Genomic DNA, 25,311 nt, shown 5'->3' with positions numbered 1-25,311 from the left:
TTCACGCATCCCCCCGCGCAGCCGCGATCGCAGGCGCGAGCCCCGCCGCCCATTTCGTGATGTCGCCTGCGCCGAGGCACACCACCATGTCGCCCTCGCGCACCACGCCGCCGAGCGCATTTGCCAGCGCCGTCGCATCGGTGGTCGACGCCACCGCGCGGTGCCCGCGATGCGAAATCTGCTCGACCAGCGCATCGGCATGGACCCCCTCGATCGGCGCCTCGCCCGCCGGATAGACCGGCGCGACATACACCATGTCCGCGTCGTTGAAGGCCTGGGCGAACTCGTCCATCAGATTGCCCAGCCGCGAATAGCGGTGCGGCTGGACCACCGCGATCACTCGGCCGCGGGTGCTCTCGCGCGCCGCCGCCAGCACCGCGCGAATTTCCACCGGGTGGTGACCGTAATCGTCGATGATCGCCGCGCCCGCGACTTCGCCTACCTTGGTGAAACGCCGCTTGACCCCGCCGAACTTCGCAAAGCCCTGCTGGATCGTCGCATCGGGGATGCCCAGCTCCAGCGCCACGCCGATCGCGGCCAGCGCATTCTGGACATTGTGGCGGCCCGGCATCGGCAGTTCGATATTCTCGATCGATCGTGTAGAGCCGTCGCGATTGCGGATGATCGCCTCGAAGCGATTGCCCCCGGCATGCGGCGTCACGTTCACCCCGCGCACATCGGCGCTGGCGGCGAAGCCATAGGTCACGATCCGCCGGTCGCGGACTCGCGGGATGATCGCCTGCACTTCCGGGTGGTCGAGGCACAGCAGCGCCGCGCCGTAGAAGGGCACATTCTCGACGAATTCGACGAACGCCGCCTTCACCCGATCGAACGAGCCATAATGGTCGAGATGCTCGGGATCGATATTGGTGACGATCGCGAAGGTGCCGTCGAGCCGCAGGAAGCTGCCGTCGCTCTCATCCGCTTCGACCACCATCCAGTCGCCCTCGCCCAGCCGGGCGTTCGAGCCGTACTGGTTGATGATCCCGCCATTGATCACCGTCGGGTCCACCCCGCCCGCATCTAGGAGTGCTGCGACCATCGAGGTCGTCGTCGTCTTGCCGTGGGTGCCCGCTACCGCGATGGTCGACTTGAGCCGCATCAGCTCGGCGAGCATCTCCGCGCGGCGCACCACGGGGATGCGGCTCTGATAGGCGGCTTCTACCTCGGGGTTGGTCCGCACGATTGCGGTGGAGACCACCACCACGGCCGCTTCGCCGAGATTCTCGGCGGCATGGCCGATCGTCACCGGAATCCCGCGGTCGCGCAGTCCCTGCACGACGTAGGAATCCGCCACGTCCGAGCCCTGCACCTTGTAGCCAAGGTTATGCATCACCTCGGCAATGCCCGACATGCCGATGCCGCCGATGCCGACGAAGTGAATGGTACCGATGTCGGTGGCGACGCCCTTCATGCGTAAGCAGGCCTTCCGTTCTTGTTGGCTTTCTGCACCTTGCCCACCGGGGCGCGGGGTGCGTGGATCGATTCGACGAGATCGGCCAGATCCCGCACCGCGTCCGGGCGCCCCACGCCCCGCGCGCGGGCCGCCGCATTCTCCAGCGCCTTGGTGTCGAGCCCCAGCTTCTGCATCTGCTTGGCGAGTTCCTGCGCGGTGAAGGCGCGCTGCGGGATGGTCCGCGCGCCGCCGGCCTCGGTGATCTCGCGCGCATTGGCGGTCTGGTGGTCGTCGGTGGCGCTGGGCAGCGGCACCAGGATGGCGGGACGCCCGGCGGCGGTCAGCTCGGCGATGGTCGAGGCCCCTGCCCGCGCGATCACCAGATGCGCCCAGGCAAGCCGCTCGGGCATGTCGGGCAGATAGGTCGCGACCTCGGCCGGGATCTCGTGCTCCTGATATTTGGCACGGACCATCTCGATATCCTCGATGCGCGCCTGGTGCGTCACCTGCAGCCGGCGGCGGAAATGCACCGGCAGCAGCGCGAGCCCGTCGGGCACCACCTGGCTGAGGATCGAGGCGCCCTGGCTGCCGCCGGTGACGAGCACGCGGAACAGCCCGTCTTCCTCGATCATCGGATAGGGCTTGGCGCGCAATGCCAGCACCGCCTCGCGCACCGGGTTGCCGGTGAGGTGGGTCTTGGGCTCCCAGCCGGGCTTCATCCGCTCGACCTTGTCATAGGAGGTGGCGATCGCCGCCACCCGCCCCGCGACCAGCCGGTTGACTCGGCCCAGCACCGCATTCTGCTCGTGGATCACGGTGGGGATGCGCGCGCTGAACGCCGCCAGCAGCGCCGGGAAGGCCGGATAGCCGCCGAAACCGATCACCGCGGAGGGGCGCAGCTGCTTGTACAGCTTCCGCGCCATCGCCCGGCCGGCCATCATCTGCCGCGCCGCCTTCAGATAGCCGATCGGGCCGCCACCCAGCCGCCCGGCGGGGAGCACATGCGTCTCGACGCCCTCGAACAGGCCCGGAAAGCGCACGCCGCGCTCGTCGCTGACCAGCGCCACCTGATGCCCGCGCCGTGCGAGCTCCACCGCCAGCGCGGCCGCGGGCACCATGTGCCCACCGGTGCCACCGGCAGCGAGGACATAACTACGGCGTTCGGTCATGCGGCTTTGCTCCAGCGGCCGGTATAGGGGGAGCGCTTCAGATACGGGTTTCGCCGCGTGAAAGCGAGCAGCAGGCCATAGCCGATCGAAAGCGCAATCATCGACGAGCCGCCATAGCTGATGAACGGCAGCGTCATGCCCTTGGACGGCGCGATGCCGGTGTTCACCGCCATGTTGATCAGCGCCTGCACGCCGAACTGCGAGGCGAGCCCCGCCGCCGCCAGCAAGCGGAACGGATCCTCCTCGTCCAGCAGCTTCATCAGTACGCGCACGACGATGGCGAGATATAGCAGCACGATCACCGCGCAGGCGATCAGCCCGAACTCCTCGCCGATCACCGAGAAGATGTAATCGGTATGCGCCTCGGGCAGGCGGAACTTGATCTGGCCGCTCCCCGGCCCGGCGCCGAACAGCCCGCCAGCGGTCAGCGTGTCGTGCGCCATTTCCACCTGGTAGCGATCGGCGAGCGCGGCTTCCTTGGTGGGGAACAGGAAATTGTCGATGCGCGTGCGCGCGGTGCCGTAGAACAGATAGGCCGCGACAACGCCGCCGATCGCCACCCCGCCCAGCCCGGCGATCGCCGCGGGCGAGATGCCGGAGAGCATCAGCAGGATCACCCACACCGTGCCGAACAGGATCGTCTGGCCGAAGTCCGGCTGGAGCATCAGCAGCACCGCGATCAGCGCGGTGATCGCGCCGGTGACCACCATCACCGGCAGCTCGGGATCCTTGGCGCGAAACGACAGGATCCAGGCGGTGGAGACGATGAACAGCGGTTTCAGGAATTCGGACGGCTGCAGGTCGGAAATGCCGAGGCTGATCCAGCGCTTGGCGCCGTTCACCTCATGCCCGACCAGCGGCAGCAGCATCATCAGCACCAGGAAGACCAGCGCGCCCGCCAGCGACAATCGCCGCGCCGCCGAGGTCGGCAGCATCGAGACGATGATCAGCACCGGCACGCAGATGCACACCCACATCAGCTGGCGCCAGAAATAGTACATCGGCTGCACGATGTGCGCCGCGTCCGAATAGCGCCGCGCGGTCGCGGGCGAGGCGGCGGCCACCGCCACCAGCCCGATCGCGATCAGCAGCAGCGGCAGGAACAGCAGCACCCGGTCCACTTCCCAGAACCACATCCCCGCGCGGGACTTGCTGGCGCGGCTGAGCTGGTTGGAGATGCGCGGTAGGCCGGCGTGCTTCTCTTCCACGTCCCCGGACTGGCGGCTCACCCGAGCGCCTCCACGGCGGCACGGAAAGCATCGCCGCGATGCTCGAAATCGCGGAACTGGTCGAACGAGGCGCAGGCCGGCGAGAGCAGCACTGCCTCGCCCGGCTGGGCGTTGGCGGCGGCGGCGCGGACGGCGGCTTCCAGCGTGCCGGACTGTTCGACGGGCATCTCGCCTTCAAGCAGGCGGGCGAACAGCGGCCCGGCTTCCCCGATGGTATAGGCACGCACGACATGGCCGAAGCCGGGGCGGCACGCCTCCAGGCTCTCGGTCTTGGCGACGCCGCCGAGAATCCAGTGGATGCGCGGGAACGCCGCGAGCGCAGGCGCGGTGGACTCCGGGTTGGTCGCCTTGCTGTCGTTGACGAACAGCACGCCGTTCCGCGTCGCGATTCGCTCCATCCGGTGCGGCAGGCCGGGGAAGCTCTCCAGCCCCTGGTCGATCGCGGCGCGGTCGATGCCGAGCGCCTCGCAGGCGGCAATGGCGGCAAGCGCGTTCTGCGCGTTGTGCGGGCCCTGCAGCGCCGGCCAGCGCGACTGGTCCATGCACACGCCGGGGGCGATCTTGGTCACGTCCTCGCTGCGGCCGGCAAGCGCGACCTGCCGGGCGATGTTCGCCGAAGCCGCATCGCCGATGCCGATAATCGCGGCATGGCCCTTGGTCTGCATCGCGAACAGCCGCGCCTTGGAGGCGGCATAGCCCTCGAACCCGTCATAGCGGTCGAGATGGTCGGGGGTGATGTTGAGCAGCACCGCGACGTCGCAGTCGAGGCTGTGGGTCAGGTCGATCTGGTAGCTTGACAGCTCCAGCACATAGACGCCGCCCTCGGGGAGCGGCTCCTGGCCGAGGATCGGCAGGCCGATATTGCCGCCGAGCCGCGTGGGGATGCCAGCCGTCTCGATGATGTGGTGGATCAGCGCGGTGGTGGTCGACTTGCCGTTGGTGCCGGTGATGCCGACCACGCGGTGTGCCGGCAGATCGGCGCGCGCCTGGGCGAACAGCTCGATGTCACCGATCAGCGGCACGCCGGCAGCGCGGGCAAGCGGCGCAATCGGATGCCGGTTGAGCGGAACGCCGGGCGACACGACCATGCCCGCAAAGCCGGTGAGATCGGCGGTCAGCGGATCGGCGAATTCAAGCGACACAGCGTCCAACTCGATGGACATGTCCTGGACGGCGTCGGCGAGAGCCTCCCGCGCCGCCTCGTTCGAATCCCACGCCAGCACCCCCGCCCCGCTGGCCAGCAGCGCGCGCACGGTCGCCGCGCCCGAGCGTGCGAGCCCGAGCACCGCGAAGCGTTTGCCGCGCCAGGCGGGGCTGGTGATCACCGCAGCTTGAGCGTCGCGAGGCCGGCCAGCGCCAGCACGAAGGCAATGATCCAGAAGCGGATTACCACCGTCGGCTCCGACCAGCCGAGCTGTTCGAAGTGATGGTGGATCGGCGCCATGCGGAACACGCGCTTGCCGGTGCGCTTGAAGAAGAACACCTGGATGATGACGCTCAGCGCCTCCATCACGAACAGGCCGCCGATGATGCCGAGCACCAGCTCATGGTGGGTGGTGACGGCGATGGTGCCGATCGCCCCGCCCAGCGCCAGGCTGCCGGTATCGCCCATGAACACCGCCGCCGGCGGCGCATTGAACCACAGGAAGGCGAGCCCCGCCCCGATCATCGCGCCGCAGAAAATGGCCAGGTCGCCCGCGCCCGGCACGTGGGGAATGCCCAGATAGGTCGCGTAGATCTTGTTGCCGGCGAGGTACGCGATCAGCATGAACGCCATGCCGGCGATCACCACCGGCATCGTCGCCAGGCCGTCGAGCCCGTCGGTAAGGTTCACCGCATTGCCGAACGCCACGATCGTGAACGCCGCGAAGGCGATGTAGAAATAGCCGAGATCCGGATGCACCCAGCTGAGGAACGGCACATAGAGCTGGGTGTTGCCCTCAGCGAAGATGATGATCGCGCTGGCGATGCCGGCGATCAGGAATTCGCCGATCAGCCGCACCTTGCCGGAAACGCCCGCGGTCTTCTGCTTCCGCACCTTGTCGTAATCGTCGAGGAAGCCGATCATGCCGAAGCCGAGCGTCACGAACATGCATGCCCAGACATAGGCATTGCGCAGGTCCATCCAGATCAGCAGCGCGAGCGTGAGGCTGGTCAGGATCATCAGCCCGCCCATCGTCGGCGTGCCGCGCTTGGCGAGGTGGCTCTGCGGCCCGTCGGTACGGATCGGCTGCCCCTTGCCCTGGCGCAGGCGCAGCCAGCCGATGAACTTCGGCCCGATCAGCAGCCCGATCAGCAGCGCGGTCGCCACCGCCCCGCCGGTGCGGAACGACAGATACCGGAAGAGATTGAGGAGGCCGGGGAAGCCCAGCTGCTCCGCGATCAGATAGAGCATGATTGCCTTTCCGCCAGCGCCGCGACGATCGTCGCCAGCCGCACGCCGTTCGACCCTTTGATGAGAACCGCGTCGCCCGGCGCGAGCATCGATTCAAGCGCGGCCTTCGCAGCCGCAGCATCGGCCACATGGACGAAATCCAGCCGTCCCTCAAGCGCAGCGGCCAGCGGCGCCATCGCTTCGCCTACCAAAATGGCACGGCTCACCCCGGCTTCGGCGATCGGATCGGCAAGTTCGGCGTGGAGCGCATCCGAATGCACGCCCAGTTCGCGCATCTCGCCGAGCACGGCAAGTTTGCGGCCTGGTTCAGCGGCAAGCACTTTCAGCGTCGCGCGCATCGAGCTGGGATTGGCGTTGTAGCTTTCGTCGATCACCAGCGCGGTGCCGTCGCCCACCGGCACGGTCATCCGCGCGCCGCGTCCGGCAAGCCCCCCAAGTTCGGCGAGCGCGAGCCCCGCGACCTCAAGGTCGCCCCCCACCGCATCGACCGCGGCGAGGATCGCCATCGCGTTGGACACCCAATGCTCGCCCGGCTGGGAGATGGTGAAGCTGAGCTCGCGATCGCCGAAGCGCGCCATCACGAAGGTGCCGCCGCTGCGCGCGCGCATCGTCTCGACCGCGCGATAGTCGGCGCCCTCGCCCAGCCCGAAGGTGACGATCCGCGTGGCATAGGGCCGCGCGGCGTCAAGCAGCCGGTCGCGATAGGGGCTGTCGAACGGCACAATCGCGGTGCCGCCAGCGCCGAGCCCCTGGAAGATCTCGCCCTTGGCGTCTGCGATGGCTTCGACGCTGTCGAAGAAGCCGAGATGCGCCGGGGCAATGGCGGTGACGATCGCGACGTGCGGGCGCACCAGCCGGGTCAATTGCGCGAGTTCGCCGGCATGGTTCATGCCCATCTCGAACACGCCGTAGCGGGTGCTCTGCGGCATGCGGGCGAGGCTCAGCGGCACGCCGGTATGGTTGTTGTAGCTCTTCACCGAGCGGTGCGCGCAGCCGGGATCGATCCGGTCGAGCGCGGCGAACAGCGCCTCCTTGGTGCCGGTCTTGCCGACCGAGCCGGTGACGCCGATGATCTTCGCGGACGAGCGCTTGCGGGACGCCGCCCCGAGCGCGTTCAGCGCGGCGGTGGTATCGGCGACGTGCACGCTGGGGTGGTCCGTCACGTCGGACACCACGGCACCGGCCGCGCCCTGCGCGAAGGCCTGGTCGAGGAAGCGGTGGCCGTCGGTGCTCTCGCCCTGGAGCGCCAAGAACAAGTCGCCGGGGCCGACCTCACGCGAGTCGAAGGCGACGCCGGAAACAGCGAAGTCGGCCGACGCAGCGCCCTGCGTCGCGGCGGCGATTTCCTCGGAGGTCCAAAGCGTCGAAGTCACGCCGCACACTCCCGCGCTACGGCGACGTCGTCGAACGGCAGCACCATCTCGCCGACGATCTGCCCCTGCTCATGTCCCTTGCCGGCGATCAGCACGATGTCGTGCGGCTCGGCCATCGCGATCGCCGCCGCGATCGCCGCGCGGCGGTCGCCGATCTCGGTCGCGTCCGGCGCGCCCTTGAGGATCGCGCGGCGGATCTCGGCGGGGTCCTCGGTGCGCGGATTGTCGTCGGTGACGATCGCCACGTCCGCCCCCACAGCGGCCACCTGCCCCATCAGCTCGCGCTTGCCGGGATCGCGGTCGCCGCCGGCGCCGAACACCAGGATCAGCCGGCCATCGGTATGCGGCTTCAGCGCCGCGATCGCCGCTTCCAGCGCATCGGGGGTGTGGGCATAATCGACATAGACCGGCGCGCCATTGGCGGCGATCACCGCCCGCTCCAGCCGCCCGCGCACCGGCTGCAACCGCGCGCAATTGGCGAGCGTCGCGGCGACATCCCCGCCGGTCGCGATTACCAGCCCCGCCGCGGTCAGCGCGTTCGCTGCCTGATAGGCGCCGATCAGCGGCAGCCGGACGGTGTGGACCTTGTCCTCCGCCTCGATCTCCAGCGTCTGGCCGAGCAGCGAGGGCGTGCGGCCGACCAGCCGCAGCGTCTTGCCATGCTCGCCGACGGTGATCAGCCGATTGCCGCGCATCCGGGCGAGATCCTCGACCTGCGGGGCGTGCGGATCGTCCGCCCACACCACCGCGGTGCCGTCATCGGCCAGCACCTCGGCGAAGAGCCGCAGCTTGGCGGTGAAATAGGTCGCCATGTCGCCGTGATAATCGAGATGGTCGCGGCTCAGATTGGTGAACGCCGCCGCGCGCACCGGCAGCCCCTCGGTGCGATATTGCGACAGCCCGTGCGACGAGGCCTCGAACGCGACATGGGTCACGCCCTCGCGCGCCAGACCGGCGACATTGGAGAGGAAAGTGACGATGTCGGGCGTGGTCAGCCCGGTGGAGACGCGCTCGTCCGCCGTGGTCACCCCCAGCGTACCGATCGAAGCGGCGTGGAAGCCCGCCATCCGCCACAGCTGGCGGGTCATCTCGACGGTGGAGGTCTTGCCGTTGGTGCCGGTCACCGCCGCCGTCGTCGCGGGGAACGGCGCGAAGAACTGCGCGGCGAGATTGGCAAAGCGCTGGCGCGGATTGGCATCGGCGATATGCACCGCGCCTGCCACTTTCGCCTCGGGCCGCGCCACCACGGCGATGGCACCGGCCTGCACGGCGGCTTCGATATAGTCCTCGCCGTTCACCCGCGCGCCTTCGAACGCGCCGAAGATGGTGCCCGGCGCGACCTTGCGGTGATCGATCGCGAATCCGGTGACGACCGCGTCATCCGCGGTGCCGAGAAGTTGACCCAGTTTCATTCGGCTGTCGCTTTCGGCTCCGGCGAACGATCGACGAGCGGCAGCAACTCGCTCTCGTCGATGTCCTTGGCATTGTCGGGCGCGATGCCCAGAAGGGCGCCGGTCCGCGCGATCAGGCGCGAGACGACCGGCGCGACGGTCCAGGCCGCGGTCGTCCGCGGCGTAGTGGCATTGGCCTTGGGCGAGTCGAGCATGGCCACCACCACATAGCGCGGCGCGTCGACAGGGAAAGTCACCGCGAAGGTGGAGACGTTGCGGTGATGGTCGTAGCCGCCCTCGCTCGCCGCCTCGGCGGTGCCGGTCTTGCCCGCAACCCGGTAGCCGGGGGCCTCGCCCTTGCGACCGGTGCCCTTCAGTACGATCAGCCGCAGCAACTGGCGCATCCGGTAGCTGGTCGATTCCTGCAATACGCGGCGACCCTGTACCGGATGCTCGGCGTCCACCTTCATCAGCGTCGCGGGGTGCCAGATGCCGCCATTGACCATCGCGGCATAGGCGGCGGCGAGGTGCAGCGGGGTGACGGCGATGCCATGGCCATAGGCGGTGGTCATCACCGTGATCCGCCCCCAGTTCGCCGGCCAGAGCGGGCGCACCGCGCCGATCTCGATGCTCGGCCGCTGGGCGAAGCCCAAGCGGCGGAACATGTCCTGCATCTTCTCGGCGCCCAGCTCGTCGGCGATCCGCGCGGTGGCAATGTTGGACGAATAGATCAGCGTTTCCGGGATGTTGAGCCAGCGGAACTGCTCGTCACCGCGATCGTCATGGATGGTGAAGCGGCCGACCTTCATCGGTGCGGTCGCATCGAAGCGGCGCGACATCGAAGTGATCGTGCCGGAATCGATCGCAGCCGCGACCGCGATCGGCTTGAAGGTGGAACCGAGCTCGTAGACGCTCTGCGTCACGTTGTTGCGCGGCGGCGGGCCGTTCAGCTGGTTCGGATTGAAGCTCGGCAGGGAGGCCATGGCGACGACTTCACCGGTATGCACGTCGAGCACCACCGCCGCGGCCCCGCGCGCCTGCAGGTCCACCATCGCGCGCCCCAGTTCGCTCTCCAGCGCCGCCTGCACACGGGCGTCGAGCGAGAGCGTCACCGGCTTGCCGCGCTGCGCCGGATCGGTCAGCCGCGCCTCCAGCACCTTTTCCATGCCGGTCACGCCATGGCCCTTGTCGTCGAGATAACCGAGCACATGCGCGGCCATGTCCGACTGCGGGTAGAGCCGGTCGGTCTCGCGCTGGAACTCGATCGCCGGCTCGCCCAGCGCGTTCAACTGGTTGACCAGCTCCGGCAGCGCGCGGCGCTTGAGGAAGGCGAAGCCGCCGCCGGCCTTGAGCAGCGCATAATATTGCTGCTCGCTGCGCTCGGGCATCAGCGCGGCGAGCTTCTGCGCCAGTGCTGCCTTGTCGCCGATCACCTGGTTGGGATGGATCGCAATCGTCCAGGCGTCGATGCTGCGCGCCAGCGGGGTGCCGTTGCGATCGACGATGTCGCCGCGTGCCGGCACCAGCGCGTTGGAGAGGTCGCGCGGGCTGGCGGGGCCTGCCGACAATGCCAAAAAGGCGAGCTTGACCAGGATCGCCAGCACGCCCGCGCCGAACAGGATCGAAAGGATCATCAGGCGCAACTGCGCCACCGCGACGAGCGCCTCGCGCCCCCCGCCCGAACCCCGCGAGCGCGCGGGAGGGGCGACGACGACGATCATCGCTGCGCCGTTTGCTCGCGCTTGGCCACCCGGCGCAGATCGCTGATCGTCGCGGCGCTGAGCAGCGGCCGATCGGGCTGGGCCAGCCGGGCCTTGTCGATCTTCCGGATCAGCCGATCGAGATCCTGCGCGGGCTTGGTATCCGCCTGCGCCACGCGCACCACGGTGGATTTGACGGGTGCAGCCTTGACCGGCGCCGCCGAAGCCATCGCCACCGGCTTGGCTGCCACGGTCTTGACCGGCACAGCCGCAGCGGTTGCCACCGGCGGGGCGGTCGGCGCGGTCTCTACCGGACGCTGGCCGGTCGGAATCACGAGTGCGGCGGTTTCCACCTTGGCGCTACCCGGCGCGGCGGCAGCCGGCTGCTGGTCGAGCGCCGCCAGGCCGCTGGCGCTGGCGAGATATTGCTGCGGCTGCGGGGCATTCATCGCCAGCACGTCGCCGTTCCAGCGCTCGATCTGGGCCATGTTGGCGCGGGTGTCGAACTCGGTTTCCAGGCCACGAATGTCCTTGTGCGCCTGGACGATGGCGGAGTCCATCGCGCGCAACTTCGCCCGTTCCGCCGCGCCGTGCGACGTCACCATATAGCAGGTCGGTGCAACGATGACGCCGCACAGGAACCAGCCGACCCCCCTGAAGCCATACACTGCCATCACACCTTATCCTCACCGGACCACGGCGCCGCTTCGGTCCGCCGCGCGGCGCGCAGCGTTGCCGATCGGGCGCGTGGGTTACGCACCAACTCCGCCTCGCCAGGGCGCACGGCCTTGGCGGGCGTTTCAAAACTAGGTTCCGCCCGCGGACCCACCGCCGGGCGATGCCGCGAACCCGCCGGCGTGCTGCCGCTGCGCTCGCGGAAGAAGCGCTTGACCAGCCGGTCCTCCAGGCTGTGGAAGGTCACCACCACCAGCCGCCCGCCGGGCTTCAGCACGCGCTCGGCCGCGGCCAACACGTCGGTCAGCTCGTCCAGCTCGCGGTTGATGTGGATGCGCACCGCCTGGAAGGTCCGCGTGGCGGGGTCCTTCTTGTCGTGCAGGCGATGGCCGAGCGCGCGGCGCACCACCGCCGCCAGCTCCGACGTACGGGTCAGCGGCCGGGCTTCCACGATGAACTTGGCCACGCGACGCGCGCGCGGCTCTTCGCCGAGGTGGAACAGCACATCGGCAATCTCGCCTTCGTCGGCGCTGTTGAGCCAGTCGGCCGCGCTCATCCCTTCCCCCGCCATGCGCATGTCGAGCGGCCCGTCCTGCTGGAACGAGAAGCCGCGCTCGGCCTGGTCGAGCTGCATCGAGGAGACGCCGATATCGAGCACGACGCCGTCCACCGGCGCCAGGCCGCGTGCATCCAGCTCTTCGGCCAGGCGGCTGAACGGCGCATGGATCAGTTCGAGCTTGCCGTCGCTCTCCGCGACCAGCCGCGCGCCGTTCGCGATCGCAGTCGGGTCGCGGTCGAACGCCGCGACACCCGCGCCCGCACCCAGCATGGCGCGCGTATAGCCGCCGGCGCCGAAGGTGCCGTCGACATGGCGCTCGCCGGGCACAATGGCGAGCGCGTCGAGCACTTCGTCGAGCAGCACGGGGATGTGGCAGGCGTCGGTCACATCGCCCCCTTCTGCTGCATCAGGAACGCGCAGATTTCCTTGAGTTCGGGATCGGCCTTGTCGTCGGCGAGCAGCACGTCGGGCGCCCAGATGTCGAACGTGTCGCCGCTGCCGACGAAGAACGCCCATTTCTGGATCTTGGCCTTGGCGCGGAAGAAGGGCGGCAGCACGAACCGCCCGCTATCGTCATAGGGCGCCTTTTCGACGAGGCCGAAGGCGCGGCGCTTGGGCGCGGCGCTGGGCTGTTCGCCCCGGTCGAGGGCCTGCTGGTCGAGCTTGTCGATGCGATCATACTTTTTCTGCGACCAGCCGGTATCGTGCGCGGAGAGGCACGGATCCTCCGCATGCACGCCGACGACGATTTGGCGGACGTCCGAATTGCGCTCGGCGGCAGCGCGCAGGTCTGCGGGTATGGCGACGCGACCTTTTTGGTCGACCGCCTGGAGCGCAAATCCCTCGAAGAGCTCCCTGTCCGCCACGCCAAACCCCAAGCCAGGCACGACTCCCCCGCCGCCGGAATCACGCGAAATCGTGCGCCGGCTGGTGATGTTCGGGAAAAAGGGTTCGTGCCCCCCTTTAGTGTGCCCTTTTAATCACATTATAGGACGGGAGACAACGGGACAGATGGGGACAGCACGGGAATTTCAGCCACTGAGCGCCACCGTTGAGCGCTTTTCGCGAAAATGTCCCGTTTTGTTCATGCTCCTCCCCTGCTCACGCGGCAGTCGCTCCGAAAAAATCCTTACCGTGAAGGGATAACGTCGCAGGCCGGGAACCAAATCGGCGGAAGCCGAAACTGCTACACACTTCCCGCAAGCAACGGAAACTGCGGCATTTTTATCACCACCGCTTGGGCTGCACGATCGCGCGTCCGAGACCGTCCCTGAAAAGCGGGGCCATTTCCCCGGCGATCCCCGACGGGCGACTCCGGTGGGGGCAAATCCCCGGAGGCGCCCGAGTCCCGGCGGTTACTTGCCGGCGGCGGCGTCCTGGCGGTGGGCTTCTTCGCGCGCCTGGGCGACGGCGGCGGGATCGTCGGTGCTCGGCGCGACACCGAGTTCGGCCAGCGGCTCGTCGCGGCTGCGATCGGCCGCCGCATTGTCCACCCCGGTCAGGTTGGCGACGACCGAGGCGTTCGACGCCCCCGCCGCGCTGACCGGCGCATCGCGATTGGCCTGCGAGAAGACGGCGAAGGCGACTACCATCAGCAGGATCACGGCCGCGAGTCCGGTCATGCCAACGCGGATGCGCTGCATGGCCTGGGCGTGATCCTGGGGCGGGCCTAATTTCATGACTGTGGCATAAATGTAACGCGCGCGGAGGCGCTTGTCGAGCGGTGCCGCCGCGCGGGGCTCATGCGGCCGGTGCCGAGAGCCCCTTCGCCGCCAGCCATTCGTCGTTGTACAGCGTCGAAAGGTAGCGGAAGCCGGTGTCGCACAGGATCGTGGCGACGCGCTTGCCCGGCCCCAGCGCCCTCGCCAGCCGCACCGCGCCGGCGACGTTGATGCCCGAGGACAGGCCGAGGCAAAGCCCCTCCTCCTTCAGCAGCCGCCGCACCCAAACCATGCCTTCCTCGTCGGAGATGCGGAACTGGGTGTCGATCGGCGCGCCTTCGAGATTGCCCGTGATCCGCCCCTGGCCGATCCCTTCCGCGACCGACGAGCCCTCGCTGCGCAGCTCGCCACAGGCATAATATTCGTAGAGCGCGGCGCCGTGCGGGTCGCTGAGCGCAATGGTGACCGTCTCGTCCTTCGCCTTCAGCCCCATGCCGACGCCCGCCAGCGTGCCGCCGGTGCCGGCGGCGCAGGTGAAGCCGTCGATCCGGCCGTCCATCTGCGTCCAGATTTCTTCCGCCGTGCCGTAGATGTGCGCCTTGCGGTTCGCCGTATTGTCGAACTGGTTCGCCCAGATCGCGTTGGACGTCTCCTCAGCGATGCGGCGGCTGGTGTGGACGAAATGGCCGGGGTTCGCATAGGGCGCCGCCGGCACCAGCACCAGCTCGGCGCCGAGTGCGCGCAGCGTGTCCATCTTCTCGCGCGACTGGGTCTCGGGCATCACGATGATCGTGCGATAGCCCTTGGCATTGGCGACCAGCGCCAGCCCGATGCCAGTATTGCCCGCGGTGCCCTCGACGATCGTGCCGCCGGGCGCGAGTAGGCCGCGCTCCTCGGCATCGTTGACGATGTAGAGCGCTGCGCGATCCTTCACCGAGGCGCCGGGATTGGCGAATTCGCACTTGGCGAAGATGTCGCAGCCGGTTTCGTCGCTGGGCCCCTTCAGGCGGACGAGCGGGGTGTTGCCGATCAGCGCGAGCGTGTTCTGGGAAACGTGCATGGCCGCTAGATAGGGGGGCGCCCCCGGCCCACGCAAGCAACGCAATCTATTGGCCGACGCCGGCCTGCTTCAGATGCGGCCCCAGCCGTCCGCCGATCCACAGGAAGAACATCCGGTAATCGGAGAGGAGCGACCAGAGCGGATAGGTGAACGTCGCCGGCCGATTGCGCTCGACACCGAAATGCGCGCCCCAGGCAAAGCCGTAGCCGGCGAGCGGGATGGCGATCAGCCACCAGCTATCGAGCAGCACTCCCGCGGCAAGCGCGGCGAAGGTCAGCGCGGTGCCGATATAATGCAGTCTGCGCGTCGCGGGCTTGGCGTGCTCGCGCAAGTAATGGGGCCAGAAGTCCCGGTAGCGGGTGATCGTACGGGCCATGGCGCGAGCATAGACCCTTTTGCAACGGCCGGGAAGCGGCCGGGAGTGCCGAAGCAGCCCCGGCCGGCGCCCTCTCAGGCGTAACGCACAGTAACCTTGGCACGCCGGCGGATCGCCGCGCCCATCAGGCCGAAGCCGACCAGCAGCATCGCCCAGCTCGCCGGCTCCGGCACGGCCGAGAGCGAGGCGCGGAATGTCGCCGAGGCGTCGTAGTCGTCGAGGAAGATCAATTCGCCCGCGCTGGTCTGGAAGGTCGTGCCGAAGTTGAGGAAATTGATCGGCGAATTGGAGGCCGAGACGATGCCCGTCTTGAGGTCATAGCCCAGCAGGCCGGGATCGCGCACGTCGATCAGGTCGTTGCCGAACGGCTCGGCCTCGGTGAAGCCGACCAGCGCGCGCTGGCCGCTGCCACTCCCCAGCGTCACGCTGAACGCGTTGAACTGGGTGGCGAAGGTGCCGGAAACGCCGTTGATGGTGAAGGACAGCGTGGCCAGGCCCGAATTGTACAGGCTGGGCCGGAAATCGGGCCGCGGCTGGAACACGGTGTCCGTGTCCGTCGCGAGCGACAGCGTATAGTCGCTCAGGCTGAAGGCCTGGCCGTTCAGCGCGCCGCTGATCTGACCGGAGAAGCTGTAGACGATCGGCGCCGCCTGCGCGCCGCTGCCGACCGCCAACAGGCCGAGTGCCGCCACCATGAATGCCGTGCGCATGTATTTCCCCTCATCCTAAGGCCGCCCCTCCATTGCGGAGAAATGCTGTTGCCTGGCGCGCCAAGTGCGGGCAAGACTCGGAAATAAAGAAGCTTTTTCTTGGCAGCAACGCCATGCGGTGCGCAAAATGCGGTGAAGCAGGAAGCGCATCGTTTGCACATTCCCGCTGCCATCTTGCGTCCGAGCACGCGCCCGAAATCCTGCTAGAGAGCCACCCATGATTCGCCTGCGCACTCTTGCACTGCCCGCCCTCGCCCTGTTGCTGACCGCCGCCGCGCCAGGCCTCTACACGCCGCCGCCGGGCAGCGCCGAGCGCAGCGCCATCCTCAAGGTGCTGCACCATGGCGACGACCGCCCGGCGGCGCGCTTCACCTTCCGCACCTTCAAGGTGCTCCACCAGGGCCCGCGCGCGCTCGCCTATGTGCAAGGCAGCGGCGAGGTCGGCGACTTCGAGGCGCTGCTCGAACAGCGCGGCGCGGGTCCCTGGCGCAAGGTCTGGGGCGTAAGCGATGGCGGCAGCGACAGCTGCGAGGCCGGCGCGCGCCATTATGCCTGGGCGGTCCGCCTGATCCAGGGCTATGGCCTGGCACCCGACACGCTGATCCCCGGCATCACCGCCCTGGCGCGGGACCTGGCCCGTCAGGCCAAGACCGAGCCGGAGCTGCAATGCGTCGGTGATCTCGACGGCGGGCCAGATGGCGACCCCGGCTGAAGTAAGGATCTCGGAGACAAGGATGTTTGGTTGGCTCAGGAAGTGCCGGGAACGCCCGCAGCCCGAGGCCCGGTGGACCGTAGAATGCGCTGGCGCGGCCATCCATGTCGTCGATGACCGGGGGGCGGCACGCAGCGTTGCCAAGGATGCGCTGACCGCCGTCGTCATCGAGACCAATGACTCAGGGCCCTGGGGCACGGACTTCTGGTGGCTGCTGTACGGTTCGAAAGACCATGTGGCCTGCGTCTTTCCTCAAGGTGCCACAGGCGAGAGCGCCGCGCTGGACTATCTGACGGCACTGCCGGGTTTCGATGTTGCGCAGATGGCACTGGCAGCAGGATCGACCGATAACGCCACCTTCGCTGTCTGGCGGAAGGAGCGCTGACCAGATGCACCCACGCAAGCACAGCTTTCCGCCCGTCGTCGCGCCCGACACGCGGCTGCTCGTCCTCGGCTCGCTGCCCGGCGAGCGTTCGCTGGCGGCGGCGCGCTATTATGCGCATCCGCAGAACCAGTTCTGGCAGTTGATCTCCCCCGCCGCGGGTCGCAACCTGGTGCCGCTCGCCTATGCCGATCGGCTCGACGCGTTGCGCGCCGCGCGGATCGGGCTGTGGGACGTCGTCGCCAGCGCGACCCGTCCCGGCAGCACCGATGCCGCGATGCGCGACATCGAGGCGCACGACATCGCCGCCCTTGCCGCCACCCTGCCCGATCTGCGCGCGATCGCCTTCAACGGCGGCACCGCCCAGCGCCACGGCCTGCGCCAACTTGGGACAGCGGCCGCGCCGTACGCGATCCTGGGCTTGCCTTCGTCGAGCCCGCTGCATACCGTCGGCCTGGCAGCCAAGGCACCGGCCTGGGCCGCACTTTCGGCCTATTCCCAGCCGGTTAGCGATGCGAACGCTTAGCAATAGCAGCGCCGGTCGCGAGTGTTTCGCAATAGACTGAGAGTCAGTAGCAATACGGAATGGCAGCCCCAAGGGGTGAGGCATAGCCCTGTCGTACACCATGCTGAACCGCCGCAGCGCCCTTTTTCGCCCCAGCGACCAGGCCCCCGGCGGCGCGGAGGAGGCGCCATCCTATCGCTTCCTCGAACTGCTCGCGGTCAGCGCGCGCGATCTGCTCCAGGCCGACGATCTCGCGCCTGCGCTGGATCGCATCTTCGGGCTGATCCGCAGCGAGGTCGAACTCGACGTCTTCTTCCACTATGCCTTTGATGGCAACGGCTTGGACCTCGACGCCTGGGCCGGCATCACCCCCGAACAGGTGGCCGACTGGAGCCATGTGCCGATCGGCATCGCGATCTGCGGCGGGGTGGCGGAAAGCCTGACGCCGATGATCGCCCGCGACATCCAGCAATCGGACGATCCCCGCCTCGCCTACGCAAAGGGCATGGGGCTCGACGCCTGTTTCTGCACCCCGCTGCTCCACAACAATGTGCTGCTCGGCACGCTGGCCTTCGGGCGGCGGGCACGGGCCAGCTTCACCGATGCCGAAATCCAGTTCCTCCAGACGCTGGCGAGCTATGTCACGCTCGCCAAGCACCGCATCGGCGTCGACCAGGAACTGCGCGCGCGGCTGCAGGAGCGCGACCGGATGCTCGCCGAGCGGGTGACGATCGAGCGCCAGATGCTCGAGCTCACCCGCGCCAGCGCGCTCGGCTCGATCGCGGCGACGGTTGCGCACGAACTCAACCAGCCGCTTTCCGCCGCCGCCAACTACATGGCCGCCATTCGCCTGTCTCCGGGCAGTGACGCACGGCTGTGCGATCTCACCGCCGCCGCCGAGCAGCAGCTCCAGCGCGCCGGCGAGATCATCCGCCGCATCCGCCGGATGGTGCGCCAGAACGATCTGGTGCTGGAAAACCGTTCGGTTGCGACCAGCATCGAAGAGGCGCTCAACCTCGTCCAGGCCGCCGCCCCGCGGTTGCTGCCGCCGGTGACGATCGAGGTCGCGCCCGAGGCAAATCTCGCCCGGTTCGACAATGTCCAGATCGTCCAGGTGCTCGCCAATCTGCTGCGCAACGCCGGCGAGGCCTGCCAGCGCTATGAAGACGCCGTCGTCCGCGTCACCGCCGAGCGACAGGATCCTGAAGAAGTCACCATTCGGGTAATTGACAATGGCCCCGGCGTCCCGGCGGAGCAACGCCACCTGCTTTTCCAGCCCGGGCTGGGCAAGGGCGGCAGCGACACCGGCGGCGGGCTGGGCCTGGGCCTCGCCATCTCGCACCACCTCATCGAAGGCCATGGCGGCCGGATCTGGGCGGAGCAGACCCCCGGCGGCGGCGCAACCTTCGCCTTCACCATCCCGGCCGCGCGCCAAACCGAAGCCGCGCCTCCCGCCTGACCGGCAAGCACGACCGCCGCGCCAAACCTCTTGCTGCAAGCCGCGCCCGAATGGTAGCGCTATCGTGATAGCAGCACGAGCTGCACCATGACGAGAGGATAGGCTGTTGCGTCTTTCGCTGAAACTTTCGACGGCTGCGGCCGCCATTGCGCTTCTTGCCGGCTGCTCGGGTGGCAAATCTGCACAGAACGAGGCCGCGGCGAACACCGCCGCCCCCGCCAATGGATCGGACGAGGCGCGCAGCCCCGATGGCAAGCACTATCTCGCCCAGCCGCTGGTCCAGGACCTCTATTTCGCCGATCCTTCGGCGCACGTCTTCAACGGCAAGATCTACGTCTATCCCAGCCATGACGTCGACATGGGCATCCCCGACGACGATCTCGGCAGCCAGTACGCGATGCACGACTATCAGGTGCTGAGCATGGACCGCCCGGGCGGCCCGGTGACGGTGAATCCGGTCGCGCTCGACCTGAAGCAGGTGCCCTGGGCCTCCGAAAAGGCCTGGGCGCCCGACGCGGCGTTCAAGAACGGCACCTATTATCTCTATTTCCCGGCCAAGGATAAGCAGGGCGTGTTCCGCATCGGCGTTGCCACGTCCAAGTCGCCGGTCGGCCCGTTCAAGGCCGAGCCGCAGCCGATCCAGGGCAGCTATTCGATGGACCCGGCGGTGTTCACCGACGACGACGGACAGAGCTATCTCTATCTCGGCGGCATCTGGGGCGGCCAGCTCCAGCGCTGGGCGACGGGCAAGTACGATCCCAATGCCGGCGACACCGATCTGAAGAAGGACGACCAGCCCGCTTTGTCCGGCAAGGTCGCGCGTCTGGCGCCCGACATGAAGAGCCTGGCCGAGCCGCTGCGCGACGCGGTGATCCTCGACGAGAAGGGCAAGCCGGTCCTCGGCGGCGACCATGACCGCCGCTTCTTCGAGGCGGCGTGGATGTTCAAGCGCGACGGCAAATATTACTATATGTACTCGACCGGGGACACGCACTTCCTCGCCTATGCGATCGGCAAGAGCCCCTATGGTCCGTTCAAGTACACCGGCCGCATCCTCGAGCCGGTGCAGGGCTGGACCAGCCATGGCTCGGTGTTCGAATTCCAGGGTAAATGGTATCTGGCGTACCACGACACCCAGCTGACCAATAAGAACCACCTCCGCTCGGCCAAGATCACCGAACTGACCTTCCGCCCGGACGGGACGATCGTGACGCTGAAGCCGTTCAAGGATTGAGGCAAGGCGCACTGCCGGTCCTTTCGGGGATCGGCAGCGGCGGCCACCGTTTAGAACAACGCCCTGTTAAGCCGTGATGTTTAGCAAAACGGCATGATCGGGAATGCACCACCGTACCGCTTCACCCATCACGCGCTTGCCGTGCTCGCCGCCGCGATGCTCGGCGCCACGCTGTTCGCGGTGCTGTGGACGACGATGCTGGGCATCCACGCTGGCGCTCGGTCGCCGGGACCGACCTGGCTGGCCATGCTGGCGGTGCTGTGCTGGCTCAGCACCTTCGCGATCACGCTGCCGAGCGCGGCCATCGTCTTTTCGCTGCTATGGCCGGCAACCCGTCGGCGGACCGCTGCGGCCGGCTGGATCTGCCTGATCGCGGGGGCGGCCACGGGCATCCTGCTCGCCCCCTTGGCGAGCCCGAAGCTGCACGGCGCCACCCCGCTTCAACTCGCGGCGTTCACGCTGATCGGCGCGGGGGTGGCGGCGCTCTACCGGATCCTGCTCAACCAGCTCGACCGAGGCGGTTCATCGGCAGGTGGCATCTCCAGCCCGCCGCCAACCAACTGACGAAGAAGAACCACCTAAGCTCGGCCAAGCACACGGATGCAGCGCCGAGCGGTCGAAAATGGGTGGCTAGCTGACGTCAGTGGGCATCAGTTCACACGTCACCGCCCCACACAGAGCCACTAAGTCGGCACCGTACGAAGGCGTTAGTACCAACAGCGTTGCTTCCCCGCCTTCGATCATCGCCATCTTGCGGGAAATGAGTTGGAGGTGCGCATCGCGATATTTTGCAGCAACAGAGGGGTGCGGCGCTTCGTACAGCCGCTCGATCAGGGCTCCGTCCAAAGGGGTGCTGGAGAATGTCTCCAAGCTCAGAATGATGTTCCCCTGGCTAAAGTCGTCCATCTTCAACGCTTGAACTGCCGTAAGACGAAGCTGCCACGCTTCGCCGTTCGCACGCTTGAGTGAGAGAGTCGCAGTGCCCTCCCCGACGGCAATGCCAGTCATGTAGCCGTCGTGAAAGCTTGGAGAAACTTCAGCCATCGGCAGTACCTACATCACCTCTGCCGCGCCCGCTATTGGGCGATAGCGGTCTAACTTTGGGCTTCCATTTAGTCCTCTGCCCTACTCCGCGCTGCTGTTGTTCCCCGCGTCATACGGCACCGCCAACGCTTCGTTGTACATCTCGCGGCGGACGTCATCGATGTGCATCTTGTGCGCGCAGCCCTTCAGCACCTGCCCCCCGATCCGCACCTCCGCCGCCAGCGCGGCGCCCTCGGCGCAGGCGGCGGGGCGGAGGGTGATCGTCACCGGCGCGCCGTCGGGGGTCTGGGTCGGATAGGTCGCCACCCCCTGCGCCAGCCGCGGCGAGACCGGGTAGAAGGGCATCTCCTTGGCACCCTCTTGCTGGAACTGGATGCGGCCGGGGGCGAGGTCCAGCGCCCAGTCGCGGCCCTCCAGCGGGCGGATCTGCAAGGGGGTCGACAGATCCACGCCGCCCAGCATCGGCCCGGGCTGCACCGCGGCGTTGGCGGGATCCTCGGCGGCGTTCTCGGTCGGCGTACCGCCACAGGCCGCGAGCAGCGCCAGCGGCATCAGGGTCCAGCCCCGCGTCCAGCAGATCCTCGGCTTCATGTGCATCGTCTCCCTCGGCCCTTCTCCCTGCGCAGTCGAGCGCGGCGGGTCAAGCAGGGTAAACGTCCCCTTTCCGATGCCCTCTGCAACCTCCACGACTGTCAACGATGTCCGATCACGCGCAGTATTGCGTCTGTTTCATTGCGGCGCACCATTTCGTGTGACTCTATACCCCCTTTTCGCTTGACGATGATTACCACCTAAGGAAAAGCACCGTACGCTATGAAAAACCCCTCCCCGATCGCACTCTCCGCCGCGGCGCTGCTTTCGCTCGCCGCTTGCAACAACAAGCCCGAAGTGGTCGACAGCCGCGCGCCGGACCCGATGGCTTCGCAGCTTGCGAACGCCGCGCCGGTGGAAACGCCGCCGACGATCGAAAGCTCGGTGAGCTTCCGCTGCCAGCCGGGCAACACCCTGCTGTTCGTGGACTTCTTTAAGGAAGGCAAGATGGCCTCGCTGCGCGAGAAGAAGGATTCGATGAAGTCGGTCCTGCTGCGCGCGCCCGAAGCCGGCAAGCCCTTCACCGCGGAAGGCGGCTACGTGATCGACGGCAACGCCAAGGCGGCCAAGATCACCCTCGCCGACGGTTCGACCCACAGCTGCAAGGCCTGAGCCTGCAAACCTCCCCGAAAACAAAGCCCGGCGGCTATTTCCGCCGGGCTTTTTTCATGCCAGCTAGAAGGCGGAGGTAAGGCGTGGCGACGATCGCAGTGTACAGCCTGAAGGGCGGCGTGGGAAAGACGACGCTGACGGTGAACCTGGCCTGGGCGTCCGCCATCCGCTCGGCCCGCCGCACCTTGCTGTGGGACCTCGATCCGCAGGCTGCCGCCACCTTCCTGCTCGGTGGAGACGATGCCGGCCGCCACCAGGCACAGGCGATCTTCTCCAAGGACGTCGCCGCCGCCAAGCTGCTCCGCGCGACCGCGATCGACCGGCTGGCGTTGCTGCCCGCCGACACGTCGCTGCGGCAGCTCGACCATCTGTTCCATACGATCGACAAGAAGAAGCGGCTGCGCAAGCTACTCGACGACCTGACCGAGGATTTCGACCGAATCCTGCTCGATTGCCCGCCCGGCCTCACCGAGACGAGCGAGCAGGTGATGCGCGCCGCCGATCTGATCGTGGTGCCGGTGGTGCCCTCCCCGCTCTCGCAGCGCGCCTTTCAGGAGGTCGCCGCGCACCTCGCCCAGCGCGGCGCCAGGGTGCCGCTGATGCCGGTGCACGCGATGGTCGACCGCCGCCGCAAGCTCCACGCCGAGGCGCTGGCGCGTCAGCCCGACTGGCCGGTGATCCCGATGGCGAGCGTGATCGAGTCCGTGGCAGTACAGCGCGCGCCCGTCGGCGCCTTCGCCCCGCGCAGCGCTGCCACCAAGGCGTTCACCGAGGTCTGGCAGGCAATCGAACGAACCCTGGCGGAGCGCGCTCGCTGATGGTGTCGCACCGCCGCTCGCCGCCCAAGGAGCTCGATCCCACGCTGGTGCTGCGCGCCTATGCAATGGGCGTGTTCCCGATGGCCGATGCCCGCGATGCGGGCTCGGTCTATTGGGTGGAGCCCAAGCTGCGCGGGGTGCTGCCGCTGGACGGCTTCCATCTCTCGCGCTCGCTGCGCAAGGTGGTGCTGTCGGATCGCTTCACCGTCACCGTCGACCGCGATTTCGCCGGCATGATCCGTCTCTGCGCCGAAAGCGCCCAGGACCGGCCCGAAACCTGGATCAACGGCGCGATCGAGCGCGCCTTTATCGAGCTGCACCGCCTCGGCTATGCCCATTCGATCGAGTGCTGGGAGGGCGATCGGCTCGCGGGCGGGCTCTACGGCCTGGCGCTGGGCCGCGCCTTTTTCGGGGAATCGATGGTCACCCGGGTGCGCGACGCCTCGAAGGTGGCGCTGACCCATCTCGTCGCGCGGCTTCAGGCCGGCGGATTCCGCCTGCTCGATTGCCAGTTCATCACCGATCACCTCGCCTCGCTCGGCGCGATCGAGATCCCGCGGGACGATTATGTGGCGTTGCTGGGGGCCGCGCTCGGCGATTCGGCCGGCGCGGTGTCGTTGTCGCCCTCGGCCTCGGGCGACCTCTTCGCGCTCGACGCGCCGGGCGACGAAGCGGGCACGGTATCCGGGCCGCTGTCGCGGAAGGTCATCGCGCAGCTCTTGGGCCACACATCGTAGATCGCATTCTGGACGACGTTGAGCGCCGGCTGTTCCTTGTAGAGCCAGCCGGAGAAGACGCGGTGCCAGCGCTGGTCCTCGCGGTGCACGTCCATCTGCACGAAGGCGCCGGTCAGGCGGTCCTGCTCCCAGGGGGCGGTGCGCTCGCAGGCGCGCAGGCGGACGGTGACCTGCCCGTCGATGCGCGCGGCCTGGCCGGGCTTGAGAGTGATCTCGCGCTCGACGCCGTTGCGCTTGTTGAGCACGCCCAGCACCGCGACACGGTCGCGCATCGGCGTCGCCGCAGCGTCGACGACGGCATTGTCCGGCCCGGTCGTGACGGTATCCACGCCCTGCGCGTCGCCGCCACCGGTGATCACCAGCTCGTCGCCGGCATTGTCGACGGCAGCGCCATTGCCGCTTCCGCTACCCGAACAGCCGGCCAGCGCAAGCGCAAGCAGCGCCGCCGCAGCCTTCATGCGTCGGGGGTCCAGGCCTCGTAATCGCCGGTGGCCTTGGCGCGGTGCGCACCCTTTTCGAGCGCGCCGGGCGGACGATAGGCGAGTTCGGTGCCGGTGTGATTCGGCTCGGCGGGCTTTTCCCAGGCACGAACCGGCGGCAGCGACTCATCGGGCGTGCCGTCGATCTGGTGGGCCAGCCAGCTGAACCATTCCGGCGGAATGCGGCTGGCGTCGTTGGATCCCTTGTAGATCACCCAGCGGCGCGGAATGCCGTTGGGATCGCGCCCACCCTCGAAATAGAGGTTACCGAGCGAATCCTCGCCGACGCGCTTCTTGCCGCGCAGTCCCATGCGAGTGCCGAACGTGGCGCCGTTCCACCAGGTGAAGATCGGAAAAGGAAGTCCCATGGCTCTGCCCGATACCGCCAAGCGCGACGCTCGGCAACTCCCCTCAGCCGATCAGAGCGGTCTTTCCACCGCGACCGCGAGCGGGCCCTTCTCGCCCTCCACGATGCGGGCGCGCAGCGGCTGGCCGGGTTCGACTTCCTCGACGCCCGCGCGGCGCAGCGTTTCCATATGGACGAAGATGTCAGCGGTGTCGCTCGTGCGGACGAGGAAGCCATAGCCCTTCAGCCGGTTGAACCACTTGACCGACACCGGTTCGAACGGCCCCGCTTCGCCGATCAGCTTGAGCCGCTCCACCCGTTCGGTGGGGCGCTTGACCGGCTCGATCGCGGTGCTCAGGTCGATCGAGAGGACGGATTTCGCCTGCAGCCCCCGCTGCCGCTGCACCGCCACGCATTCGATCCGCGCGCCCTCCGGCACGCTGCGCCGGCCATGATCCTGCAGGACCGAGAAATGGATCAGAATATCGCCGACACTCGGATCGTCCGCGACCAGAAAACCGAACCCACGCGTCACATCAAACCATTTTATGACTCCGCGATAGACCCGTTCGTCCATCTCGGAATCCCCCCCGAACCGAAGCTCGCCCTCCGACGCCTCCGGATAGTGTTCAGACGCTAGCTGTTGCTCAGCACGCATTATCGTTTCCCCCAAGCCAGCAACATTAACACAGCATTAC

At 67.8% G+C, this 25,311-nt stretch carries 28 protein-coding genes and 1 pseudogene; 9 read left to right on the top strand and 20 right to left on the bottom strand.

Features of this window, described 5'->3' with window-relative positions; all coding sequences use genetic code 11:
* Position 1: 1 nt before the first annotated feature.
* From murC to ACTJKY_RS11200, 15 genes are all read right to left on the bottom strand, one after another.
* Positions 2 to 1,414 (bottom strand): UDP-N-acetylmuramate--L-alanine ligase, encoded by a 1,413-nt coding sequence (murC, locus tag ACTJKY_RS11270; RefSeq protein ID WP_440846112.1) that lies wholly within the window; start codon positions 1,412 to 1,414, stop codon positions 2 to 4.
* Positions 1,411 to 2,565 (bottom strand): undecaprenyldiphospho-muramoylpentapeptide beta-N-acetylglucosaminyltransferase, encoded by a 1,155-nt coding sequence (gene murG / locus ACTJKY_RS11265; RefSeq protein WP_440846111.1) that lies wholly within the window; start codon positions 2,563 to 2,565, stop codon positions 1,411 to 1,413. Before murG ends, murC begins: the two co-directional genes overlap by 4 nt.
* Positions 2,562 to 3,794 (bottom strand): FtsW/RodA/SpoVE family cell cycle protein, encoded by a 1,233-nt coding sequence (locus tag ACTJKY_RS11260; RefSeq protein ID WP_440846110.1) that lies wholly within the window; start codon positions 3,792 to 3,794, stop codon positions 2,562 to 2,564. The genes murG and ACTJKY_RS11260 overlap by 4 nt, the downstream gene beginning before the upstream one ends.
* Positions 3,791 to 5,119: a UDP-N-acetylmuramoyl-L-alanine--D-glutamate ligase gene (gene murD / locus ACTJKY_RS11255; protein ID WP_440846109.1), complete on the bottom strand. Its 1,329-nt coding sequence runs from the start codon at positions 5,117 to 5,119 to the stop codon at positions 3,791 to 3,793. The genes ACTJKY_RS11260 and murD overlap by 4 nt, the downstream gene beginning before the upstream one ends.
* A complete protein-coding gene (mraY, locus tag ACTJKY_RS11250) occupies positions 5,116 to 6,189 on the bottom strand; it encodes a phospho-N-acetylmuramoyl-pentapeptide-transferase (RefSeq protein ID WP_440846108.1) in 1,074 nt (357 codons plus the stop codon). Before mraY ends, murD begins: the two co-directional genes overlap by 4 nt.
* The gene (locus ACTJKY_RS11245) at positions 6,177 to 7,562 is read right to left on the bottom strand and encodes a UDP-N-acetylmuramoyl-tripeptide--D-alanyl-D-alanine ligase (RefSeq protein WP_440846107.1); all 1,386 of its coding nucleotides are present in this window, start codon (positions 7,560 to 7,562) and stop codon (positions 6,177 to 6,179) included. The genes mraY and ACTJKY_RS11245 overlap by 13 nt, the downstream gene beginning before the upstream one ends.
* Positions 7,559 to 8,974 (bottom strand): UDP-N-acetylmuramoyl-L-alanyl-D-glutamate--2,6-diaminopimelate ligase, encoded by a 1,416-nt coding sequence (locus tag ACTJKY_RS11240; protein WP_440846105.1) that lies wholly within the window; start codon positions 8,972 to 8,974, stop codon positions 7,559 to 7,561. Before ACTJKY_RS11240 ends, ACTJKY_RS11245 begins: the two co-directional genes overlap by 4 nt.
* Positions 8,971 to 10,674: a peptidoglycan D,D-transpeptidase FtsI family protein gene (locus tag ACTJKY_RS11235; protein WP_440846104.1), complete on the bottom strand. Its 1,704-nt coding sequence runs from the start codon at positions 10,672 to 10,674 to the stop codon at positions 8,971 to 8,973. The genes ACTJKY_RS11240 and ACTJKY_RS11235 overlap by 4 nt, the downstream gene beginning before the upstream one ends.
* Positions 10,671 to 11,327, bottom strand: a complete 657-nt coding sequence (locus ACTJKY_RS11230; protein WP_440846102.1) for a hypothetical protein — start codon at positions 11,325 to 11,327, stop codon at positions 10,671 to 10,673. Before ACTJKY_RS11230 ends, ACTJKY_RS11235 begins: the two co-directional genes overlap by 4 nt.
* The gene (gene rsmH / locus ACTJKY_RS11225; RefSeq protein ID WP_440846101.1) at positions 11,327 to 12,274 is read right to left on the bottom strand and encodes a 16S rRNA (cytosine(1402)-N(4))-methyltransferase RsmH; all 948 of its coding nucleotides are present in this window, start codon (positions 12,272 to 12,274) and stop codon (positions 11,327 to 11,329) included. Before rsmH ends, ACTJKY_RS11230 begins: the two co-directional genes overlap by 1 nt.
* Positions 12,271 to 12,753, bottom strand: a complete 483-nt coding sequence (locus ACTJKY_RS11220) for a division/cell wall cluster transcriptional repressor MraZ (RefSeq protein WP_440846099.1) — start codon at positions 12,751 to 12,753, stop codon at positions 12,271 to 12,273. Before ACTJKY_RS11220 ends, rsmH begins: the two co-directional genes overlap by 4 nt.
* 489 nt (positions 12,754 to 13,242) lie before the next feature.
* Positions 13,243 to 13,530, bottom strand: coding sequence for a hypothetical protein (locus ACTJKY_RS11215; protein WP_440846098.1), 288 nt, complete (start codon positions 13,528 to 13,530; stop codon positions 13,243 to 13,245).
* 97 nt (positions 13,531 to 13,627) lie between these two features.
* Positions 13,628 to 14,608: a cysteine synthase A gene (locus tag ACTJKY_RS11210; protein ID WP_440846096.1), complete on the bottom strand. Its 981-nt coding sequence runs from the start codon at positions 14,606 to 14,608 to the stop codon at positions 13,628 to 13,630.
* Positions 14,609 to 14,654: 46 nt separating this feature from the next.
* The gene (locus ACTJKY_RS11205; RefSeq protein ID WP_440846094.1) at positions 14,655 to 14,984 is read right to left on the bottom strand and encodes an Mpo1-like protein; all 330 of its coding nucleotides are present in this window, start codon (positions 14,982 to 14,984) and stop codon (positions 14,655 to 14,657) included.
* A gap of 74 nt (positions 14,985 to 15,058) precedes the next feature.
* Positions 15,059 to 15,694 (bottom strand): PEPxxWA-CTERM sorting domain-containing protein, encoded by a 636-nt coding sequence (locus ACTJKY_RS11200; RefSeq protein WP_440846093.1) that lies wholly within the window; start codon positions 15,692 to 15,694, stop codon positions 15,059 to 15,061.
* Positions 15,695 to 15,911: 217 nt separating this feature from the next.
* Here ACTJKY_RS11200 and ACTJKY_RS11195 point away from each other — a divergent pair, with 217 nt between their 5' ends.
* The 6 genes from ACTJKY_RS11195 (at position 15,912) to ACTJKY_RS11170 (ending at position 20,550) form a co-directional block, all read left to right on the top strand.
* Entirely contained in the window at positions 15,912 to 16,406 is a 495-nt protein-coding gene (locus ACTJKY_RS11195) for a hypothetical protein (protein ID WP_440846092.1), read from the top strand.
* A 22-nt stretch (positions 16,407 to 16,428) separates the two neighbouring features.
* Positions 16,429 to 16,791, top strand: coding sequence for a hypothetical protein (locus tag ACTJKY_RS11190; protein WP_440846091.1), 363 nt, complete (start codon positions 16,429 to 16,431; stop codon positions 16,789 to 16,791).
* A 4-nt stretch (positions 16,792 to 16,795) separates the two neighbouring features.
* Positions 16,796 to 17,314, top strand: a complete 519-nt coding sequence (locus ACTJKY_RS11185; protein ID WP_440846090.1) for a DNA-deoxyinosine glycosylase — start codon at positions 16,796 to 16,798, stop codon at positions 17,312 to 17,314.
* Between the two features lie 100 nt (positions 17,315 to 17,414).
* Positions 17,415 to 18,752 (top strand): sensor histidine kinase, encoded by a 1,338-nt coding sequence (locus tag ACTJKY_RS11180; protein WP_440846088.1) that lies wholly within the window; start codon positions 17,415 to 17,417, stop codon positions 18,750 to 18,752.
* Positions 18,753 to 18,858: 106 nt separating this feature from the next.
* Positions 18,859 to 19,986, top strand: a complete 1,128-nt coding sequence (locus ACTJKY_RS11175; protein ID WP_440846087.1) for a glycoside hydrolase family 43 protein — start codon at positions 18,859 to 18,861, stop codon at positions 19,984 to 19,986.
* 93 nt (positions 19,987 to 20,079) lie between these two features.
* Entirely contained in the window at positions 20,080 to 20,550 is a 471-nt protein-coding gene (locus ACTJKY_RS11170) for a hypothetical protein (protein ID WP_440846086.1), read from the top strand.
* Between the two features lie 66 nt (positions 20,551 to 20,616).
* Here the strand turns inward: ACTJKY_RS11170 and ACTJKY_RS11165 are convergent, their stop codons facing one another.
* Positions 20,617 to 21,030, bottom strand: a complete 414-nt coding sequence (locus ACTJKY_RS11165; protein ID WP_440846084.1) for a hypothetical protein — start codon at positions 21,028 to 21,030, stop codon at positions 20,617 to 20,619.
* Between the two features lie 81 nt (positions 21,031 to 21,111).
* A complete protein-coding gene (locus ACTJKY_RS11160; RefSeq protein WP_440846083.1) occupies positions 21,112 to 21,621 on the bottom strand; it encodes a hypothetical protein in 510 nt (169 codons plus the stop codon).
* A 222-nt stretch (positions 21,622 to 21,843) separates the two neighbouring features.
* On the opposite strand from ACTJKY_RS11160, the gene ACTJKY_RS11155 reads away from it, so the two are divergent.
* From ACTJKY_RS11155 to aat, 3 genes are all read left to right on the top strand, one after another.
* Positions 21,844 to 22,233: a hypothetical protein gene (locus ACTJKY_RS11155; RefSeq protein ID WP_440846082.1), complete on the top strand. Its 390-nt coding sequence runs from the start codon at positions 21,844 to 21,846 to the stop codon at positions 22,231 to 22,233.
* Positions 22,234 to 22,316: 83 nt separating this feature from the next.
* Complete coding sequence (locus ACTJKY_RS11150) at positions 22,317 to 23,051, top strand: ParA family protein (protein ID WP_440846081.1); 735 nt, start codon at positions 22,317 to 22,319, stop codon at positions 23,049 to 23,051.
* On the top strand, positions 23,051 to 23,788 hold the full coding sequence (aat, locus tag ACTJKY_RS11145) for a leucyl/phenylalanyl-tRNA--protein transferase (RefSeq protein ID WP_440846079.1): 738 nt from the start codon (positions 23,051 to 23,053) through the stop codon (positions 23,786 to 23,788). The genes ACTJKY_RS11150 and aat overlap by 1 nt, the downstream gene beginning before the upstream one ends.
* Before the next feature lie 35 nt (positions 23,789 to 23,823).
* Here the strand turns inward: aat and ACTJKY_RS11140 are convergent.
* From ACTJKY_RS11140 to ACTJKY_RS11130, 3 genes and pseudogenes are all read right to left on the bottom strand, one after another.
* Positions 23,824 to 24,060: pseudogene (locus tag ACTJKY_RS11140) on the bottom strand (DUF2155 domain-containing protein); the annotation flags it as partial.
* Between the two features lie 182 nt (positions 24,061 to 24,242).
* Positions 24,243 to 24,635 (bottom strand): NADH:ubiquinone oxidoreductase subunit NDUFA12, encoded by a 393-nt coding sequence (locus ACTJKY_RS11135; RefSeq protein ID WP_440846078.1) that lies wholly within the window; start codon positions 24,633 to 24,635, stop codon positions 24,243 to 24,245.
* Positions 24,636 to 24,686: 51 nt separating this feature from the next.
* Complete coding sequence (locus tag ACTJKY_RS11130) at positions 24,687 to 25,190, bottom strand: cold-shock protein (protein ID WP_440846077.1); 504 nt, start codon at positions 25,188 to 25,190, stop codon at positions 24,687 to 24,689.
* Positions 25,191 to 25,311: the final 121 nt, after the last annotated feature.

This window comes from Sphingomonas sp. 22176, assembly GCF_052045505.1.
Taxonomy (GTDB): domain Bacteria; phylum Pseudomonadota; class Alphaproteobacteria; order Sphingomonadales; family Sphingomonadaceae; genus Sphingomonas.
The sequence above is the reverse complement of the archived record's forward strand: the minus strand, read 5'-3'. Positions and strand labels throughout refer to the sequence as shown.

Bases quoted from the DNA above. Each gene is read 5' to 3' on its own strand.
- murC (WP_440846112.1), bottom strand. From the start codon at position 1,414: ATGAAGGGCGTCGCCACCGACATCGGTACCATTCACTTCGTCGGCATC.
- murG (WP_440846111.1), bottom strand. From the start codon at position 2,565: ATGACCGAACGCCGTAGTTATGTCCTCGCTGCCGGTGGCACCGGTGGG.
- mraY (WP_440846108.1), bottom strand. From the start codon at position 6,189: ATGCTCTATCTGATCGCGGAGCAGCTGGGCTTCCCCGGCCTCCTCAAT.
- ACTJKY_RS11240 (WP_440846105.1), bottom strand. From the start codon at position 8,974: ATGAAACTGGGTCAACTTCTCGGCACCGCGGATGACGCGGTCGTCACC.
- ACTJKY_RS11235 (WP_440846104.1), bottom strand. From the start codon at position 10,674: ATGATCGTCGTCGTCGCCCCTCCCGCGCGCTCGCGGGGTTCGGGCGGG.
- ACTJKY_RS11230 (WP_440846102.1), bottom strand. From the start codon at position 11,327: ATGGCAGTGTATGGCTTCAGGGGGGTCGGCTGGTTCCTGTGCGGCGTC.
- ACTJKY_RS11215 (WP_440846098.1), bottom strand. From the start codon at position 13,530: ATGCAGCGCATCCGCGTTGGCATGACCGGACTCGCGGCCGTGATCCTG.
- ACTJKY_RS11210 (WP_440846096.1), bottom strand. From the start codon at position 14,608: ATGCACGTTTCCCAGAACACGCTCGCGCTGATCGGCAACACCCCGCTC.
- ACTJKY_RS11205 (WP_440846094.1), bottom strand. From the start codon at position 14,984: ATGGCCCGTACGATCACCCGCTACCGGGACTTCTGGCCCCATTACTTG.
- ACTJKY_RS11200 (WP_440846093.1), bottom strand. From the start codon at position 15,694: ATGCGCACGGCATTCATGGTGGCGGCACTCGGCCTGTTGGCGGTCGGC.
- ACTJKY_RS11195 (WP_440846092.1), top strand. From the start codon at position 15,912: ATGATTCGCCTGCGCACTCTTGCACTGCCCGCCCTCGCCCTGTTGCTG.
- ACTJKY_RS11190 (WP_440846091.1), top strand. From the start codon at position 16,429: ATGTTTGGTTGGCTCAGGAAGTGCCGGGAACGCCCGCAGCCCGAGGCC.
- ACTJKY_RS11185 (WP_440846090.1), top strand. From the start codon at position 16,796: ATGCACCCACGCAAGCACAGCTTTCCGCCCGTCGTCGCGCCCGACACG.
- ACTJKY_RS11180 (WP_440846088.1), top strand. From the start codon at position 17,415: ATGCTGAACCGCCGCAGCGCCCTTTTTCGCCCCAGCGACCAGGCCCCC.
- ACTJKY_RS11170 (WP_440846086.1), top strand. From the start codon at position 20,080: ATGATCGGGAATGCACCACCGTACCGCTTCACCCATCACGCGCTTGCC.
- ACTJKY_RS11165 (WP_440846084.1), bottom strand. From the start codon at position 21,030: ATGGCTGAAGTTTCTCCAAGCTTTCACGACGGCTACATGACTGGCATT.
- ACTJKY_RS11160 (WP_440846083.1), bottom strand. From the start codon at position 21,621: ATGAAGCCGAGGATCTGCTGGACGCGGGGCTGGACCCTGATGCCGCTG.
- ACTJKY_RS11155 (WP_440846082.1), top strand. From the start codon at position 21,844: ATGAAAAACCCCTCCCCGATCGCACTCTCCGCCGCGGCGCTGCTTTCG.
- aat (WP_440846079.1), top strand. From the start codon at position 23,051: ATGGTGTCGCACCGCCGCTCGCCGCCCAAGGAGCTCGATCCCACGCTG.
- ACTJKY_RS11135 (WP_440846078.1), bottom strand. From the start codon at position 24,635: ATGGGACTTCCTTTTCCGATCTTCACCTGGTGGAACGGCGCCACGTTC.
- ACTJKY_RS11130 (WP_440846077.1), bottom strand. From the start codon at position 25,190: ATGGACGAACGGGTCTATCGCGGAGTCATAAAATGGTTTGATGTGACG.